The sequence below is a fragment of the Bacillus alkalicellulosilyticus genome (assembly GCF_002019795.1).
GTDB classification, from domain to species: Bacteria; Bacillota; Bacilli; order Bacillales; family Bacillaceae_F; genus Bacillus_AO; species Bacillus_AO alkalicellulosilyticum.
Genome location: NZ_KV917381.1, coordinates 3,607,580 through 3,623,312 on the forward strand (window position 1 = coordinate 3,607,580; position 15,733 = coordinate 3,623,312).

Below are 15,733 nucleotides of genomic sequence, written 5' to 3' on the forward strand. Positions count from 1 at the left end.
GATGCAATTACACTTTTTTATCTATTTTATCCCCTTTCTTTTTTTATTTGCTATGGCAGCCGAAGTTTTTTTTCGGTCTCCACATAATTCTCTTCACCGATTAACAGCATTGCTTTTGTTGCTTTTTAGCTCAATCTTTCTTGCTGATTATCATATGGTCCTACTTCCATTAGAGAGTGCAGTAGTGTTTATCACGTATTTTAAGTTTTTTGCAGCGTTTCTATCTATGATTCTAGTAGTCTATTTTTTTAAGAGGATTAGTAAAATTCAATTGCATTGGGTATTTCATATTGTCTTTTTTGTTCCATTTCTCGGTATCCTATTAATGCTGCTGTTTCCTACTGAATTTTTTGTTTATATCCATGAAGACCATGAAGGGTTTCGAACAGAAACAGCAAGCTCACCATTATTGGTAATACTCACCATTGCAACTATTAATACAATTATTTGGAACATTGTCCTATTGGTGATAGGAGAAAAAAAAGCAAAAAAAAATCACTACAGTCCTACCTTTCAAAAGCGATTTGCTGTGATATATATAGGAACAATCGTAACAACAATCTATTTAATTGTTACGAGCATCATTATATACATTGGGTTCCAGTTTGATATTTCTTTCTTTATACTCTCTAACTATATTTCTATTATCTGGGCCATATCGATTCGATATGCGATGGTTAAATTTGATTTTCTAACGACTGCATCTCAACGGTTTGAACTCCTATATCAAATGAGTTCAAATGGTATTGTACTCATAAATAAAAACGGATCTATTGAAGAAGCAAATTCAGCTTTTTTGACCATGGTAGGGGCGGAGAAAAAGGACATTCTTACTATGTCTTTTCAAACCCTTTTGAAAGACGATGAGAAGATTATGTTTTCTACATTTCTCGACAACACTTTTTTGCAGACAATGCCTTTAGAAATTCAGATTACAATAAACCATAAAGAGGATAATGAAAAAATCGTTCAAACGGGTTCTGGCCTTATTGATTATGATGGTGAAAACTTCGTATATCTTGTCTTACATGATATTACAAGTCAAAAGCTATATGAAGATAAACTGAAAAAAATGGCTTACGAAGACCCGTTAACTGGCATTGGAAACCGTGCATTTTTTCATAAACAAATAAACACAATTTTAGAGAACAAGCCTCTCCTAAATCAATCATTAGCGATCATTTTAGTAGATCTAGATAAGTTTAAATGGATTAATGATACGTACGGGCATGCAGCTGGAGATGCCGCTCTTAGACATGTCGCATCGCAAATCCAAAAAAGTATTCCAAAGGATGCTCATCCAATCCGAATGGGTGGAGATGAATTTGCCATCATCCTTCACGTAAAAAATATCGATGCCATTGAACAAGCAGTCAAGTCTATCCTATCTAATATTAATCAACCGTTTCTATTTCAAGGAACTAAATTATCTTTGAAAGGGAGTGCTGGGATTAGTGTAGCTTACCAAGACAAGGTTGATGCTGATAGATTATTAAATTTAGCGGATAAAGCGATGTATAAAGCTAAAAAGACGTTAGGTGGGAACTATCATTTTTCTGAGGATATTGAAGTTTCATAAGAACTAGAGACAAGGGTGGGACAAAAGGTTGTTTTACCGAGGGCACTGAAAAAGTTAGATTTTTAACTTTTTCAGTGCCCTCTTAGCAATGTGCGTAACCGTTGAATATTTTAAAAGCCTGATACGAGTGGCCTTCTCGTATCAGGCGGGCACGAGTGGAGCCATTGCCACCATAATTAAAGACATTGAAAAAGTTGGTTTGTACTTTTTCAGTGCCTTCGTTTTACCTTTTGTCCCACCCTCTTCACCATTTACTACATCAGTTTCTTTTCTAGGTCTTCTTTTAAACTTTCTGCCGAAACATCTAATCTGAGGACAGCATACACTTCTTCCTCATTAACCTCTTTTTCATAAAGTAATTCATTTACTTTAGCGATTGAAATCCGTCCTTCGACTGAACGAATAAATGTTAGCTTGTCCTCTGTTGTCACCCAACCTGGTTGTAACACCCTGAAATAAAAGCCTGTATACCCTGTCTCTCTTACCCATAAAGGAAGTTTGGGTTCGTTGTGCTTTAGCGAAAGCTTAAAACAAGGCTGCCTTGGTTGACTGACTTGAACAATAGCTTCACCCAATTGAAACGTATCTCCAAGATGAATCTCGCTTTCAAAAAGACCGGCTATCGTAACATTTTCACCGAATGCTGCTGGCGATAGCTTTGTCTGAAGCTTTTTCTCCCAATAAGGGTAGTGCTCTGAAGAGTAGGCACAAACTGCTTTGTCAGGACCACCATGATGGACTAAATCCGCTTGTTCATCTCCTTGAAAACCAGTTTCTGATAGATAGGCTTTTTCAACAGCCGACTTACTAATCGCGGTGTGTGTGGTTTTATCTTTCTTTGTTATATGTTCTACTTTTCCAATCGCTAACGTTTGAATAGAATAACTCACAATCATAGTCTCCTTTATCATATAGAAGCACTGAGCGAAGTCAGTGCCTTTTATATTTCCCCAATAAAAAAAGCACACTATTTTTCCATAGTGTACCAAATTTTTTTAGTAATTTCTATGTTAGCCAATGTCACTGAAAAAGGTAAACCTAACTTTTTCAGTGCCCTCCTGAAAAGACAACCTCTTTTTCTGTCGTTTGCGGTTTTATTGGTTTTACGGGTTTGATATTGACCGCACAAATTTTAAACTCAGGCATCCGACACGTTGGGTCTAGCGCTGGACTTGTTACCCTATTAATTGATTGTAAATCTCCCCAATGAAAAGGAGCAAACAATGTATCCGGACGAATCCCCGCTGAGAGTTTACATTTCATTACGGCAGTGCCTCTGGCAGATTCAATTCGAATAAGCTTTCCTTCTGTAATATGGAACTTTTCTGCTGTCTCGGGATGAATTTCTAGATAAGGCTCAGAACTCCTTGTAACAAGTTCTTGACTTCTTCTTGTTTGAACGCCCGTCAAATAATGCTCCATCACTCGACCCGTTGTTAACATCAGTGGGAACTTTTCACTTACTTTCTCTTTTGGGAACTGATAGCGAACATTTGTAAACATTGCCTTCTCATCTGTTGTAGAAAACGACTCTTCAAACAATCGTTTCGTTCCTACATGTGTTTCCTCTGGACATGGCCAGAATAGCCCTTTTTCTTTTATGCGTTTATAGGTCATGCCATAATAATCCGCAACTCCTCCTTGGCTAGCTAGGCGTAATTCATTAAAAATATCTTCTGCTTTTCCATACGTAAAATACTTCTCTTTTCCTAGCTCTTTTGCCAATGCGGCAAGGATTTCCCAGTCATGCTTAACATCTCCCGATCGCTTTCTTTCAGCGGCACGATAGACGACGCGACCTTCTAAATTCGTCATCGTCCCTTCATCCTCCAAATAAGAAGTACAAGGAAGAATTATATCAGCCATTTTGGCTGTTTCAGAGATATACATATCAACAACGACAAGAAAATCTAGTTTTTTCATCGCTCTTTCTACCATTAGTGCATTCGGACTTGATACAACAGGGTTGGATCCCATAACAAAGAGCGATTTTATTTCCTCTTTATCAATTTTCTCTAACATTTCATAAGCGGATACTCCTTTTTGAGGAAGTTCGCTTTCTTCTATTCCCCATACATCTGCAATGTAGCGACGATGTTCCGGATTATCTAGCGAGCGATAGCCTGGTAATTGGTCTGCTTTTTGGCCATGTTCTCGACCACCTTGGCCGTTTCCCTGACCGGTAATCGCTCCGTACCCACAGGCATATTTACCAATCTTTCCTGTAGCTAGGACAAGATTTAAAAATTGACGTACAGTTTGATGGCCAGTTGCATGCTGTTCTACACCTCTGGCGGTAAAAATCATCCCTGTCTCTGATTGTCCATAGGCTCTAGCAGCTGTTTTTATATCTTCTAATGGAATTCCTGTTTCCGCTTCTAGCAACTCCAAATCTACTAGTTCTAAGTCTTGCATGACATCAGCAAACCCTTTTGTGCGGGTAGCAATAAACTCCGTATCTACATAGCCCTCATCAACAATGACTTTTAACATCGCAATTGCCAAATTGGCATCCATCCCAGGTTTTATTTTCAAATGAAGGTCAGCAAGCTTCGTTGTCCCCGTTTCTCTCGGGTCAATCGCAATAATAAACGCTCCGTTTTTCTTCGCTTTGCGAAAATATGGCATGATGGTAGGCTGACAGTCCGCAATATTCGTTCCCGCTAATATAATCACTTTTGCATCAGCAATTTCAGTTAGCTCATTTGTTAGACCACGGTCCATTCCGAAAACTGCAACCGCTGCAGAAGCCGCTGCACTCATACAAAAGCGACCATTGTAATCAATGTACTTTGTTTTTAATCCTACTCTCGCAAACTTTCCGAGCAAGTAAGCTTCTTCATTCGTTAAAGATCCTCCTCCATAAACACCAACAGCATCTTGGCCATGCTCCTGTTGAAGTTCAGTGAATCGGTCAGCAATCACTTCAAACGCCAATTCCCATGGAATGGACACAAACTCACCATCAATATTAATCACAGGTGTTTTTAATCGTTCGCTGTTAATTGCGTGCTGATGTGCAAATAACCCTTTCATACAAAGTCTTCCTTCAGAGGTTGGGTCTTGTTTATTTGGCTTCGCTTTGAAACGATTTCGCTTTATAATCCGTTCTTCGATTAAGTCCATGGAGCATTGCATACTACAATAGGGGCACCTGGCACTCATTATCGTTTCAGAGCTTTCTTTTAGCTGTTTTTCACGAAAGTATTTTATGAGGTCACTCACCTAGAAAACCCCTTCCTATGGTCTGATAAGAATAGACAAGGCTTTTTATCCAAGCCCTGTCTATCCGAGAATTTCTATTACATTACTTAATGGTTACAAATACATCTTCATTTTCGACAGACACTTTATACGTTCTAACGCAACCATCATCTGGTTTTTGAACTTCTCCACTTTCTAAATCAATCTTCCAATCATGTAGCGGGCAAAATACATGCTCCCCACTTACAATCCCCTGAGATAATGGACCATTTTTATGAGGACATCTGTTTTCAACAGCCTTCATTTTTCCATTGGATAAGCGAAAGATAGCAATTTGGTGGTCCCCAATAATCACTTCTTTTCCCACCTTGATTGGGAAATCCGAAACCTTCCCGACTTTAACTGTACTCACTTCTTTTGTTGTACTCATTTTCAGTTTCCCTCCTTTTATGATTGCACTACAGTCACTTTGTTATTTGTAAATAAATTCGTTTTCAGTTCGTCACTTCCAATTATTTCTTCCCATGGGTCAGTTAAAACGGATAACGCAACATCCATACGTTTGCTAAGTTCATTACGGTTCTCTACGTCTTCAATGATTTCTTTTTTGATGTTATCTAACCCGTAACGCTCTACCCAAGGTGCCGTTCTTTCTAAATAGCGCCCTGTCTCACGATATAACTGCATATACGCTGCGGTCACTTGAAGCACTTCCTCCGATGTTTTTACTTTGCAAAGGAGGTCTGCTTTTCGTAATTCCGTACCACCGTTTCCACCAACATAGATTTCCCAGGCTCCTTCGACCCCGACAACACCCAAATCTTTGATTCCAGATTCTGCACAGTTTCGTGGACAAGCGGATACGGCCATTTTAAATTTATGAGGCGTTTGTAATCGTTCAAACTTCTTCTCTAATGCGACACCCATTCCGATGGAGTCTTGCGTACCAAAGCGGCAGAAGTTTTCTCCGACACACGTTTTAACCGTTCGTAATGATTTACCATAGGCATAGCCTGAAGGCATATCTAAGTCCTTCCATACATCTGGCAAGTCTTCTTTCTTTACTCCAAATAAGTCAATACGTTGCCCACCTGTAATTTTCATTAAAGGTACATCATATTTATCAGCGACATCCGCAATTCTGCGCAGCTCAGATGCATTCGTTACCCCACCGTACATCCGTGGAACAACTGAGTATGTGCCGTCTTTTTGGATATTGGCATGCATGCGCTCATTAACAAAGCGTGATTCTCTTTCATCTTCATGGACGGTTGGATGAACCATTCCTAAATAATAGTTAATGGCAGGTCGACATTTCGAACAACCTTCTTCTGTTTTCCATCCAAGTACATTCATCACTTCTTTCGAATGAGTTAAGCCTTTCTCACGAATCTCAGCGACAACTTCCTCATGTGATAATGAAGTACAGCCACAAACTGTTTCTTTTTGGTCACCTACTTCGAACTCATCACCCAATGTTAATTCAAGTAATTCAGAAATCATTGGCTTACACGTACCACAAGAACGACCGGCATTTGTACAGCCGCTTACTTCTGCGACAGAACACATACCATCTACCTTTATGGCGTTCACAATATCACCTTTTGAAACCCCGTTACATCCACAAACGGTATCGCTATCTGCCATAGAGGCAACAATACTTTCACCTTCTGAAGAACCATCTTGTAAAATAGAGATTGGTTTCATATCAGAAACATCGGCACCATCTTGAATCATGTTAAATAGTTTTGGTCCCTCTTTCGTATCTCCGAATAGAACAGCCCCAACTACTTTTCCATCGCGTATCATTACTTTTTTATAAATGCCTTCAAATTCATCATAAACTCTCACACTTCTTGTTGACCCATCATCCATGAACTCACCAGCAGAGAACACGTTGACTCCAGATACTTTTAGCTTAGTAGAAAGAACAGAGCCTTGGTACCCTTCTCCTGCATCTTGTTCACAAATTCGTTTTGCTAGAGTCTTTCCTTGCTCCCATAATGGTGCAACTAATCCGTAAACAACTTCTCTATGCTCTGCACACTCCCCAACAGAGTAAACACCTTCTGCACTTGTTTCCATATAATCGTTGACGATAATGCCTCGGTTGACTTCAATTCCACTTTCTTTGGCTACATCAACATTTGGTTTAATCCCAACAGCCATAACAACAAGGTCTGCTCTTGTTTCTGTACCGTCTTTAAAACGAACTAATTTTACTCGGTCTTTCCCGACAAGTTCAGAAGTTAGCTTAGGCATTAAAAAGTTCATCCCTTGTTTTTCTAACTCTGTACGTAGTAGTCGACCTGCATCAGAATCTAGCTGACGTTCCATTAAATAGTCTTGAATATGAACAACATCTACCTTCATTCCTAAATTTAGTAGACCACGAGCAGCCTCTAATCCAAGAAGGCCCCCTCCGATAACAACTGCTTTTTCATAGTTTTTAGCCGCGTCAATCATGGCCTCACAGTCAGAAATATTACGGAATGCAATAACGCCTTCTAAGTCAGCTCCTGGTAATGGAAGCATGAACGGGTGTGAGCCCGTTGCAATAATAGCGTAATCATAGGACATCTCTCTACCTTTGTCTGTTACTAGTGTTTTTTGTTCTTTATCTAGCTTTAGAACCGTTTCGCTAGTATACAATGTAATGTTGTTTTCTTCATACCATTCAATACTATTTAATTCGATATCTTTAATCGTTGTATCCCCTTGTAACACAGTTGAAAGGGCGATACGGTTATAGTTTACGTGTGGCTCACTACCGAATATCGTGATGTCAAAACGGTCTTTGCCTCCTACTTTAATAATTTCCTCTATTGTTCTTACCCCAGCCATTCCATTTCCAATTAAAACGAGTTTTTTCTTCTCCACTTTGTTTCCCCCCTAGTGTAGTGCATTGAGGTGTCTTTCTACTTTCACCGCCAATGTCGACCACTTCCTTGCTTCCTATGATGTTATTTTTACATACCTCCATTTTTTTGTAAGCAAGGTTGAAAGAAGATCTAACATCGTTTTTATATAATGGGCATAAATGAGAACCAATCCTTGTTTCTGGATTCTTTTTGTTCGATTCGCTTCTGCTGGTCGGATGGAGTACCGAAACTCTGGTCTGGGGTGAGCGATTATTTTTATTCGTTACCTGTTGGGTGGAGAAGACGGGGGCGGCGGGCACGATTATTCCTATTCGTTACGCTCGAGCTTGGAATCGTAGCTCAGCAGGCACGATTATTTCTATTCGTTACCGCTCGAGCTTGGAATCGTAGCTCAGCAGGCACGATTATTTCTATTCGTTACCGGGCGGGCTCTGAATCCTGGCTCTTCGGGCACGATTATTTCTATTCGTTACCGAGCGGGCGCGGAATCGTGGTTCAGAGGGCACGATTATTTCTATTCGTTACCAGGTGGGCTCTGAGTCCTGGCTCAGCGGGCACGATTATTCCTATTCGTTACCGAACGGGTGGGGAAACTTGGCTCTCCGGTAACGATTATCGCTATTCGTTACCGAACGGGTGGGGAAACTTGGCTCTCCGGTAACGATTATCGCTATTCGTTACCGGGTGAGTGAGCAAAAGCCACCATATGGTAACAAAAGAAAAGAGAATCATTAAAGGTAATCTGTTTATCACCTTGAGATTCTCTTATTATCTGCTTTTGTATACTCTATTTCCTGTCCTTTCGAATTTCTCTAATGACATGAGCTAGCTCTGGAAGGATAATTCGGTTCATCGCTAATGATACTGCTCCTGAAGAACCGGGCATTGAAAACACTGCAGTGCTTCCTCTTACCCCTGCAATCGCTCTACTCAAGATAGAAGCGGTCCCGATGTCTTCCACATAGCTTAAGTAGCGGAACAGCTCGCCAAAGCCTGGGATTTCTTTATCAAGACTATCCTTTACCGCTTCATGAGTTGTATCTCTTAGCGCTATCCCCGTTCCGCCATTAATTAGGACGGCATCGACATCACTTCGTTCACTTCCATTAATTATCCAACGCTGTACTTCACTATACTCATCTTTTACAATTTGATAATCCGTTACGATATAGCCCTTTTCCACTAAAAGGCGGGAAATCAGCTGACCACTTTTATCTGTTTCCTCTGTTCTCGTATCTGAGACGGTTACTACTAAACACTTTACGACGCTTGGTGCTTCTTGACGATGTTCTTGAACTGACATCTCAACACTCCCTTTTCTAACTTGTACATTTTTATCATAACAAAGATAATGATAAAATAAAGAGATGATTACACAAGGAGGCTCTATTATGTCAGATTTTACCCATTTCAACGAAGAAGGTCGTGCCAAAATGGTTGATATATCCGATAAGACGATAACAACTAGAACGGCGATTGCCCAAACAAGTGTTGAAGTAAACGAAGAAATATACAATAAAATTCAAGAACGAACGATGGGAAAAGGCGATGTATTAGCTGTCGCACAAGTGGCCGGGGTAATGGCTGCAAAAAAAACAGCGGATTGGATTCCGATGTGTCACCCGCTTTCCTTAACTGGGGTTAATATCTCTTTTGAATGGGATACAACTGAAAATCACCAGTTGCTTATTACAGTTGAAGTAAAAACTCAAGGGAAAACCGGAGTAGAAATGGAAGCCCTAACCGCAGCATCCGCAACTGCTCTAACTGTCTACGATATGTGCAAAGCAGTGGACAAAGGAATGATTATCGGGCCGACTTACCTTATAAAGAAAACCGGTGGAAAAAGTGGAGATTTTGAACGATAGCTTTTATTTAATGGGAGATTATCTTCTGTACATACCGACCACACTTGTTTTATTTTGCCCTTCTAATTAGTGGTTGCTTACTTGGGAGTTTTTCAGTTGATAGAACTGTGATATCGGACTGGGATCGACAGTTTACAAACCACTCTGTCCGTATTTCAGGTCTTATCGGACTTGCTCTCGGTCTATCGCAACTGCCTTGTCCTTATTCAGCCCAATATCGGACTGGATTTCGAATTCTACTAACCCATAGTCCGTATAGCACGTGTATACGGACTCGATTGAGCAAAAATGATGTACCCGAATCCGAATACAAAAATCCCACTGAAAATAAATAGAAAAACCGAGCATCGAAAAATGCTCGGTTTGTTTTTACTAGAATACTAGGAACGAATTCCAAAGAATTTTTTCACTTTTGTAAGCACACCGTTATTATTATCAAGTTGCATTAATGGAACGGTTTCTCCTAAGATGCGGCGGGCAATGTTGCGGTAAGCAATTGACGCTTTACTCGTAGGATACAAGGCAATTGGGTCACCATTATTGGAATGCTTAATGACTTCATCATCATCAACGACGATACCTAGCAATTCAATGGAAAGGACAGAAACGATATCATCCACATCTAGCATATCTCCATTTTTGACCATATGGTTACGAATACGGTTTACGATTAGCTTTGGTGACTCAATGCCATCTTCTTTTTCAAGAAGCCCAATGATTCGGTCGGCATCACGGACAGCAGAAATTTCAGGAGTGGTGACAACAATGGCTCGGTCTGCTCCTGCAATGGCATTTTGAAAACCTTGTTCAATACCGGCTGGACAATCAATAATAATATAGTCATACTCCTGCTTCAGCTCATTAATCATCGCTTTCATTTGATGAGGTTTTACAGCTGATTTATCCTTTGTTTGAGCTGCTGGTAATAACGTTAAGCAATCAAAGCGCTTATCGGTAATGATGGCTTGTTTTAATTTACATCGTCCTTCAACGACATCCACTAAATCATAAATGATACGGTTTTCTAAACCCATGACAACATCTAGGTTACGTAAGCCAATATCCGTATCAACCAAGCATACTTTTTTACCAGAAAGGGCAAGAGCTGTCCCTATGTTTGCTGAGGTTGTTGTTTTCCCAACTCCCCCTTTACCTGAAGTTATGACGATAGCCTCTCCCACACCTATTTCCCCCTTTATGTACTGTTCACTAGTATATCGTTAAATTTGGTCTCAGTTGTTGTAAGATTTGAAGTCTTTCAATACTAATCGTATTACTAGTTTCGTCTATGTACGCACATTCCATTTCTGATGCTACTTGCTCAGTTCTGTTCGGTTGTTCGCTCATTAAATCAGCAATTTGCAAACGAGATGGTGCCATGAGCGATGCAGCTATGACTGCTTCTGTATTTCCCGTAAATCCAGCATGCGCAGCGCCACGAAGTGCACCAAGGACAAAAACATTTCCGGTTGCCATAACTTTTCCTCCTGGATTGACATCGCCAATCAGGAGTAAGTCACCTTCAACTTCAAGCACCTGGCCTGAACGAACCATCTTTGCTACAGTCACGACTTGTTTTTGTCGACGAATGGCTTCAGCTTCTTCTTTTGATATGACATTTGAATCAATCTTATCAATTTGGAGATTATTATTGGATACGATTAAGCTTCGCAACTTTGACTCTTGGTCTTTCGTGAGATAGCGATTGCCAATGTTGACATTGACATACACTTGACGGTCATCGTTATGCTGATAATGCTTAGACGAAAGCTTCTCTTTTAATTCTAGTAGAAGATCAGCATAGGCACAACTGTCATCTAGAAAAAAATTGAGTCCTTCTTTCGTCCCTTTTATTGTGATATGATTCTTTTTTTGCGACATTGGTTTGTTCACCTCAAGATGGCTTGGACGTGTAGCCCTTGTAATACATTCAACAAAAAATGGCTAACTCCTTTTTTCAAAAAGGAGTTTGAATTAGTATTATTGGTCGAGTTGCTTTTCCATTCGGTCTAAATATTGGACATATTTACGAAGAGGTCCTACTAAAATCAAGGAAAGGAATATGTTAAAAAGCAATGTCGAACTAAATCGGGAATATAAAAACTGTTCAGAGGTCATGTGAGCAATTCCTAGTAAAGAATACACTCCAAATAAATAGTACTCTTGGATGATAACCGCAATAATACACGTCAGTACAATTAAAAAATAACTTCGTTGAATCGGACGATAAGGCAACGAACAAACGTAGCCTATCACACCCATTGAAAACATGTACACTCCGAGCATTTCTGTATATACAACATCATAAAGTAATCCGAATCCTATTCCAAATAATACACCTGACGTTCTTCCTCGAATAATACCGATAATCACAATTGTAATAAGAACCATGCGAGGAATAATGACAAATGTTGCACCATAGCGTTCAGGAGCAAAAATTTGAAAAACCGTACCTTCTAGAATAAAAAAGATAAAAACGATAGCAGGAAGAAGGAATCGACTCACATCTCTTCCTCCTCTTGTAGCTCCTCGTCTAACGTAATACTCGTACGTTCAATCACGAAGACATATTCTAATCGATAAAAATCTGCTGCTGGTTCAATGTAGGCATTTTGTGTTAGTCCATATTCATCAGGTTCAACGGCCACGACTTTTCCAATTGGTAATCCTGATGGGAAAATACCGCCTTTGCCAGAAGTAGTGACGAGCTGGTCAATTTCAACTTCACGATCCATCGTAATTTTTTTCATAAGAAGTAACCCTGTGTCTTGGTCATATCCTTCAATGAAACCAAGCACTTCGTTACTGTCTTCACCATGAATCATCGCTGACACTCGATTTGTACGGTCGTGGTCAGTTATAAGCTGAACGGTCGATGTAAATGGACCTACACTTTTGACCTTACCAATAAAGCCCTCTGATGTCATGACAGCCATGTTGGTTCGAATTCCATCTGATTTCCCTTTGCTTATCCCAATTAAGTTATTCCAACGGTCTGGAGATCGTTGAATGACAAGAGCTGTTCGCATTTGATAATCCATCAAACTTTCATCGATTTCCAACATTCGCCGGAGCGTGTCATTTTCACTTTTAAGTAAATTTCGTTCAACTGCGACTTGTGCAAACTCTTCTAATCTTGCTTTTAACACTCTGTTTTCTTCATAGATTACTTTCATTTCGTTAACATTCTCAAAGAAACCCGCTACGTAATGAGCGGGTTTTGAGAAGATGGTCTGTACCCAACCTACTGAGTCTCGGAGAAATTGTTCAGGCATCGTAATGTTATCTCGGTCACTCAGTGAATATCCAATTAAGGCTACTAATACTATAATACTTACCAATAAGACGATAAGCCGTTTATTAAAATATTCGGGCATAGTTCACACCTACTTACGACTTTCGATTTGAACGAACAGTGATTCCTGCCTTAGAACGGAATAGATGTAGATTTTCTAATGCTCGACCTGTACCCAGTGCCACACAATCCAGTGGATGTTCTGCTACAAGAACCGGCATATTTGTTTCTTCACTTAACACCATGTCTAAGTTTCTTAGTAACGCTCCTCCACCTGTCAACACAATCCCACGGTCCATAATGTCAGCCGCAAGTTCAGGTGGTGATTTTTCTAATGTATTTTTCACTGCTTCAATAATCGTATCCACAGTATCTGCTAATGCTTTAGCAATTTCATCAGCTGTAACTGAAATGGTTTTCGGCAGTCCTGTCACAAGGTCACGACCGCGAATTTCCATGTCTTCTACGCCTTCAGGTGAACCCGCTGAACCTATTTCAAGCTTTAATGCTTCAGCTGTTCTTTCCCCAATCATTAAGTTATACGTCTTTTTAATATACGAAATAATAGCTTCATCCATCTCATCACCAGCAACTCGAATCGATTGGCTCGTTACAATTCCACCTAACGAAATAATCGCTACTTCTGTTGTACCGCCACCGATATCAACGACCATACTACCTGTTGGTTCCCAAACCGGTAAGTCCGCACCAATCGCTGCCGCAAAAGGTTCTTCGATCGTATAAGCTTCTCTTGCCCCTGCTTGTTTCGTCGCATCTTCTACTGCACGTTTTTCAACAGCTGTAATGCCTGAAGGAACACAAACCATTACATTTGGCTTACGCGTAAACACAGACCGATTGCGTAATGACTGTTTGATAAAATACTTTAACATCGTCGCAGTCGTATCAAAATCTGCGATAACTCCATCTTTCATCGGACGAACGGCAACAATATTTCCTGGTGTACGTCCAATCATATTTTTTGCGTCATTCCCTACAGCCTCAATTGATCCTGTATCTGTTCGTAGTGCAACTACAGATGGTTCACGGACAATGACACCTTTTCCTTTAACATAAACTAGGGTATTTGCTGTACCTAAATCAATTCCTAAATCTTTTGAAAACCCACCAAACATCTATATGTACTCCCTTCATGTATACGAAAACTCATAAAGATAATTATACTGAAACTTTTATGAAAAAAATAGCCTCAAACTTCCATAACTACAATTTTACATGATTCGCCCCATTAATCCAAACCTTTGTCGAAACTTCTTTTTTAGACCATGTAAACCATCCTGCTCAACTTTCGTAAAATTTATTCCTTATTTAGGATACACTAAAATGTGGAATTCATGTTCACTTTTTAAAGAATATATCCTTTTTCTTTTAAACTGACGAATTTGCGATCCCCAATAATGATGTGATCAAGCAATTCAATGCCTAATAATTTGCCGCATTCAGCTAGGCGTTTTGTAACTTCAATATCTTCCCTACTTGGTCCTGGGTCCCCGGAAGGATGGTTGTGAAGGGCTATGATAGAAGCGGCAGATCTGCGGAACGATTCCTTAAATACTTCGCGTGGGTGGACAAGTGAGGCATTTAAACTACCAATAAAAATCGTTTGACGGTGGAGGACATGATTTTTCGTGTTTAAAAGGAGAATGACAAAATGTTCTTGTGATAAGGAACGCATATCCTCCATCACATAGTTCGCTACGTCCTCAGGCGAACGGATTACGACTCTTTCTTCGGTTTGATAGGCGGTAGCTCTCCTTCCTAGCTCAATCGCTGCACAGATTTCTACCGCTTTAGCCGAACCAATGCCTTTAATTTGAACTAGCTCATTAATTGTCGCTTCTCTAAGTAAACTGAGGCCATCAAAATGGTGTAACACTTTTTGCGCTAATTGAAGCACCGATTCTTCCTTTGTACCACTTCGTAAAATAAGAGCAAGTAACTCCTGATTTGATAGATAACGGGCTCCTTCTTGAATCATTCGTTCACGTGGACGTTCACTCGTCGGGACATCGCGAATCATAAGCGATTTTTCTCCCAAATGGACTACCCCTTTCCTTTTAAAAAAGTGACGTTGGTGTAACTCCGAAGTCTTTTAATTCACGGACAATTCGAGATAAAGGCAACCCAACAACTGAAAAATAATCGCCATCGATTTTTTTCACTAAGGTGGCGCCAATTCCTTGAATCCCATAAGCTCCTGCTTTATCAAACGGTTCGTTTGAGGCGATATAAGCTTCGATGTCAGCTTCTGTTAATTCCCAAAACTCAACAGTCGTCTTCACATGAAATTGACTATGACGATCAGGGCTAACAATCGCAACACCTGTATACACATCATGAACTGTTCCAGAAAGCGATTGAAGCATTTGTTTGGCTTCTTGCTTGTCTTGAGGCTTACCGAGAAGTGTAGTCCCTGACACAACAATCGTATCAGCGCCTACAATAATCGATTGAGGAAATTGCGAAAAAACATCATTGGCCTTTTGTAACGCTAAGCTTTGAACTAGACTACCTGGAGAAAGGGTTGGGTCCATTGTTTCATCAATGGTACTGGGTACAACAGTAAACTGAAGTTGCGCTTGCTGTAGCAATTCTTTACGACGGGGAGAAGCTGAGGCTAAAATAAATGACATCATACAACCACCTTTACAATAATCTACTTCCATTATTGTACAAGGTTACATAAACAATACCAAATGATTACAATTAAATCAATAATCAAAACGGCAATACCGTTTTGATTATTACACTGAGCGAACCCGCTACCATCTTTTAAAGTCAAACAAATGTGGGGTTCTTTTGTTTGACGTGTAGCGAGCGAAGCCAGTGTTCTTCTGGAGTCACTTAACAGCATCTTGAAAAACGCGAATCCACTACCTTTCAC

The 15,733-nt window shown here is 40.0% G+C and carries 14 protein-coding genes; 2 read left to right on the top strand and 12 right to left on the bottom strand.

Going from position 1 to position 15,733, the window contains the following annotated elements; genetic code table 11:
* Position 1: 1 nt before the first annotated feature.
* On the top strand, positions 2-1,579 hold the full coding sequence (locus BK585_RS18165) for a sensor domain-containing diguanylate cyclase (protein ID WP_170885642.1): 1,578 nt from the start codon (positions 2-4) through the stop codon (positions 1,577-1,579).
* A 254-nt stretch (positions 1,580-1,833) separates the two neighbouring features.
* Here the strand turns inward: BK585_RS18165 and BK585_RS18170 are convergent, their stop codons facing one another.
* The 5 genes from BK585_RS18170 to BK585_RS18190 form a co-directional block, all read right to left on the bottom strand.
* Entirely contained in the window at positions 1,834-2,475 is a 642-nt protein-coding gene (locus BK585_RS18170; protein WP_419095548.1) for an MOSC domain-containing protein, read from the bottom strand.
* Positions 2,476-2,626: 151 nt separating this feature from the next.
* A complete protein-coding gene (nasC, locus tag BK585_RS18175) occupies positions 2,627-4,804 on the bottom strand; it encodes an assimilatory nitrate reductase catalytic subunit NasC (RefSeq protein WP_419095549.1) in 2,178 nt (725 codons plus the stop codon).
* Between the two features lie 82 nt (positions 4,805-4,886).
* Positions 4,887-5,213, bottom strand: a complete 327-nt coding sequence (nirD, locus tag BK585_RS18180; protein ID WP_078555356.1) for a nitrite reductase small subunit NirD — start codon at positions 5,211-5,213, stop codon at positions 4,887-4,889.
* A gap of 17 nt (positions 5,214-5,230) precedes the next feature.
* Complete coding sequence (gene nirB / locus BK585_RS18185) at positions 5,231-7,663, bottom strand: nitrite reductase large subunit NirB (RefSeq protein WP_078555357.1); 2,433 nt, start codon at positions 7,661-7,663, stop codon at positions 5,231-5,233.
* Between the two features lie 789 nt (positions 7,664-8,452).
* A complete protein-coding gene (locus BK585_RS18190) occupies positions 8,453-8,968 on the bottom strand; it encodes a MogA/MoaB family molybdenum cofactor biosynthesis protein (RefSeq protein ID WP_078555358.1) in 516 nt (171 codons plus the stop codon).
* An 88-nt stretch (positions 8,969-9,056) separates the two neighbouring features.
* Here BK585_RS18190 and moaC point away from each other — a divergent pair, with 88 nt between their 5' ends.
* Positions 9,057-9,533: a cyclic pyranopterin monophosphate synthase MoaC gene (gene moaC / locus BK585_RS18195; protein WP_078555359.1), complete on the top strand. Its 477-nt coding sequence runs from the start codon at positions 9,057-9,059 to the stop codon at positions 9,531-9,533.
* A 380-nt stretch (positions 9,534-9,913) separates the two neighbouring features.
* Here moaC and minD read toward each other — a convergent pair whose 3' ends face one another.
* The 7 genes from minD to BK585_RS18230 form a co-directional block, all read right to left on the bottom strand.
* Positions 9,914-10,714 carry a septum site-determining protein MinD gene (gene minD / locus BK585_RS18200; protein WP_078555360.1) on the bottom strand — a complete coding sequence of 267 codons (801 nt, stop codon included), beginning with the start codon at positions 10,712-10,714 and terminating at the stop codon, positions 9,914-9,916.
* Positions 10,715-10,742: 28 nt separating this feature from the next.
* Positions 10,743-11,414 carry a septum site-determining protein MinC gene (gene minC / locus BK585_RS18205; protein WP_078555361.1) on the bottom strand — a complete coding sequence of 224 codons (672 nt, stop codon included), beginning with the start codon at positions 11,412-11,414 and terminating at the stop codon, positions 10,743-10,745.
* Between the two features lie 99 nt (positions 11,415-11,513).
* A complete protein-coding gene (gene mreD / locus BK585_RS18210; RefSeq protein ID WP_078555362.1) occupies positions 11,514-12,038 on the bottom strand; it encodes a rod shape-determining protein MreD in 525 nt (174 codons plus the stop codon).
* The gene (mreC, locus tag BK585_RS18215; protein WP_078555363.1) at positions 12,035-12,910 is read right to left on the bottom strand and encodes a rod shape-determining protein MreC; all 876 of its coding nucleotides are present in this window, start codon (positions 12,908-12,910) and stop codon (positions 12,035-12,037) included. The genes mreD and mreC overlap by 4 nt, the downstream gene beginning before the upstream one ends.
* A gap of 13 nt (positions 12,911-12,923) precedes the next feature.
* On the bottom strand, positions 12,924-13,964 hold the full coding sequence (locus BK585_RS18220) for a rod shape-determining protein (protein WP_078555364.1): 1,041 nt from the start codon (positions 13,962-13,964) through the stop codon (positions 12,924-12,926).
* A gap of 230 nt (positions 13,965-14,194) precedes the next feature.
* Complete coding sequence (radC, locus tag BK585_RS18225) at positions 14,195-14,869, bottom strand: RadC family protein (RefSeq protein WP_078556898.1); 675 nt, start codon at positions 14,867-14,869, stop codon at positions 14,195-14,197.
* 37 nt (positions 14,870-14,906) lie between these two features.
* A complete protein-coding gene (locus tag BK585_RS18230; RefSeq protein ID WP_078555365.1) occupies positions 14,907-15,485 on the bottom strand; it encodes a Maf family protein in 579 nt (192 codons plus the stop codon).
* Positions 15,486-15,733 lie beyond the last annotated feature (248 nt).

Excerpts from the sequence above, each read along its gene's own strand:
- BK585_RS18220 (WP_078555364.1), bottom strand. The coding sequence starts at position 13,964 with ATGTTTGGTGGGTTTTCAAAAGATTTAGGAATTGATTTAGGTACAGCA.
- BK585_RS18190 (WP_078555358.1), bottom strand. The coding sequence starts at position 8,968 with ATGTCAGTTCAAGAACATCGTCAAGAAGCACCAAGCGTCGTAAAGTGT.
- radC (WP_078556898.1), bottom strand. The coding sequence starts at position 14,869 with ATGATTCGCGATGTCCCGACGAGTGAACGTCCACGTGAACGAATGATT.
- nirD (WP_078555356.1), bottom strand. The coding sequence starts at position 5,213 with ATGAGTACAACAAAAGAAGTGAGTACAGTTAAAGTCGGGAAGGTTTCG.
- BK585_RS18165 (WP_170885642.1), top strand. The coding sequence starts at position 2 with ATGCAATTACACTTTTTTATCTATTTTATCCCCTTTCTTTTTTTATTT.
- BK585_RS18170 (WP_419095548.1), bottom strand. The coding sequence starts at position 2,475 with ATGATTGTGAGTTATTCTATTCAAACGTTAGCGATTGGAAAAGTAGAA.
- moaC (WP_078555359.1), top strand. The coding sequence starts at position 9,057 with ATGTCAGATTTTACCCATTTCAACGAAGAAGGTCGTGCCAAAATGGTT.
- minC (WP_078555361.1), bottom strand. The coding sequence starts at position 11,414 with ATGTCGCAAAAAAAGAATCATATCACAATAAAAGGGACGAAAGAAGGA.
- mreC (WP_078555363.1), bottom strand. The coding sequence starts at position 12,910 with ATGCCCGAATATTTTAATAAACGGCTTATCGTCTTATTGGTAAGTATT.
- BK585_RS18230 (WP_078555365.1), bottom strand. The coding sequence starts at position 15,485 with ATGATGTCATTTATTTTAGCCTCAGCTTCTCCCCGTCGTAAAGAATTG.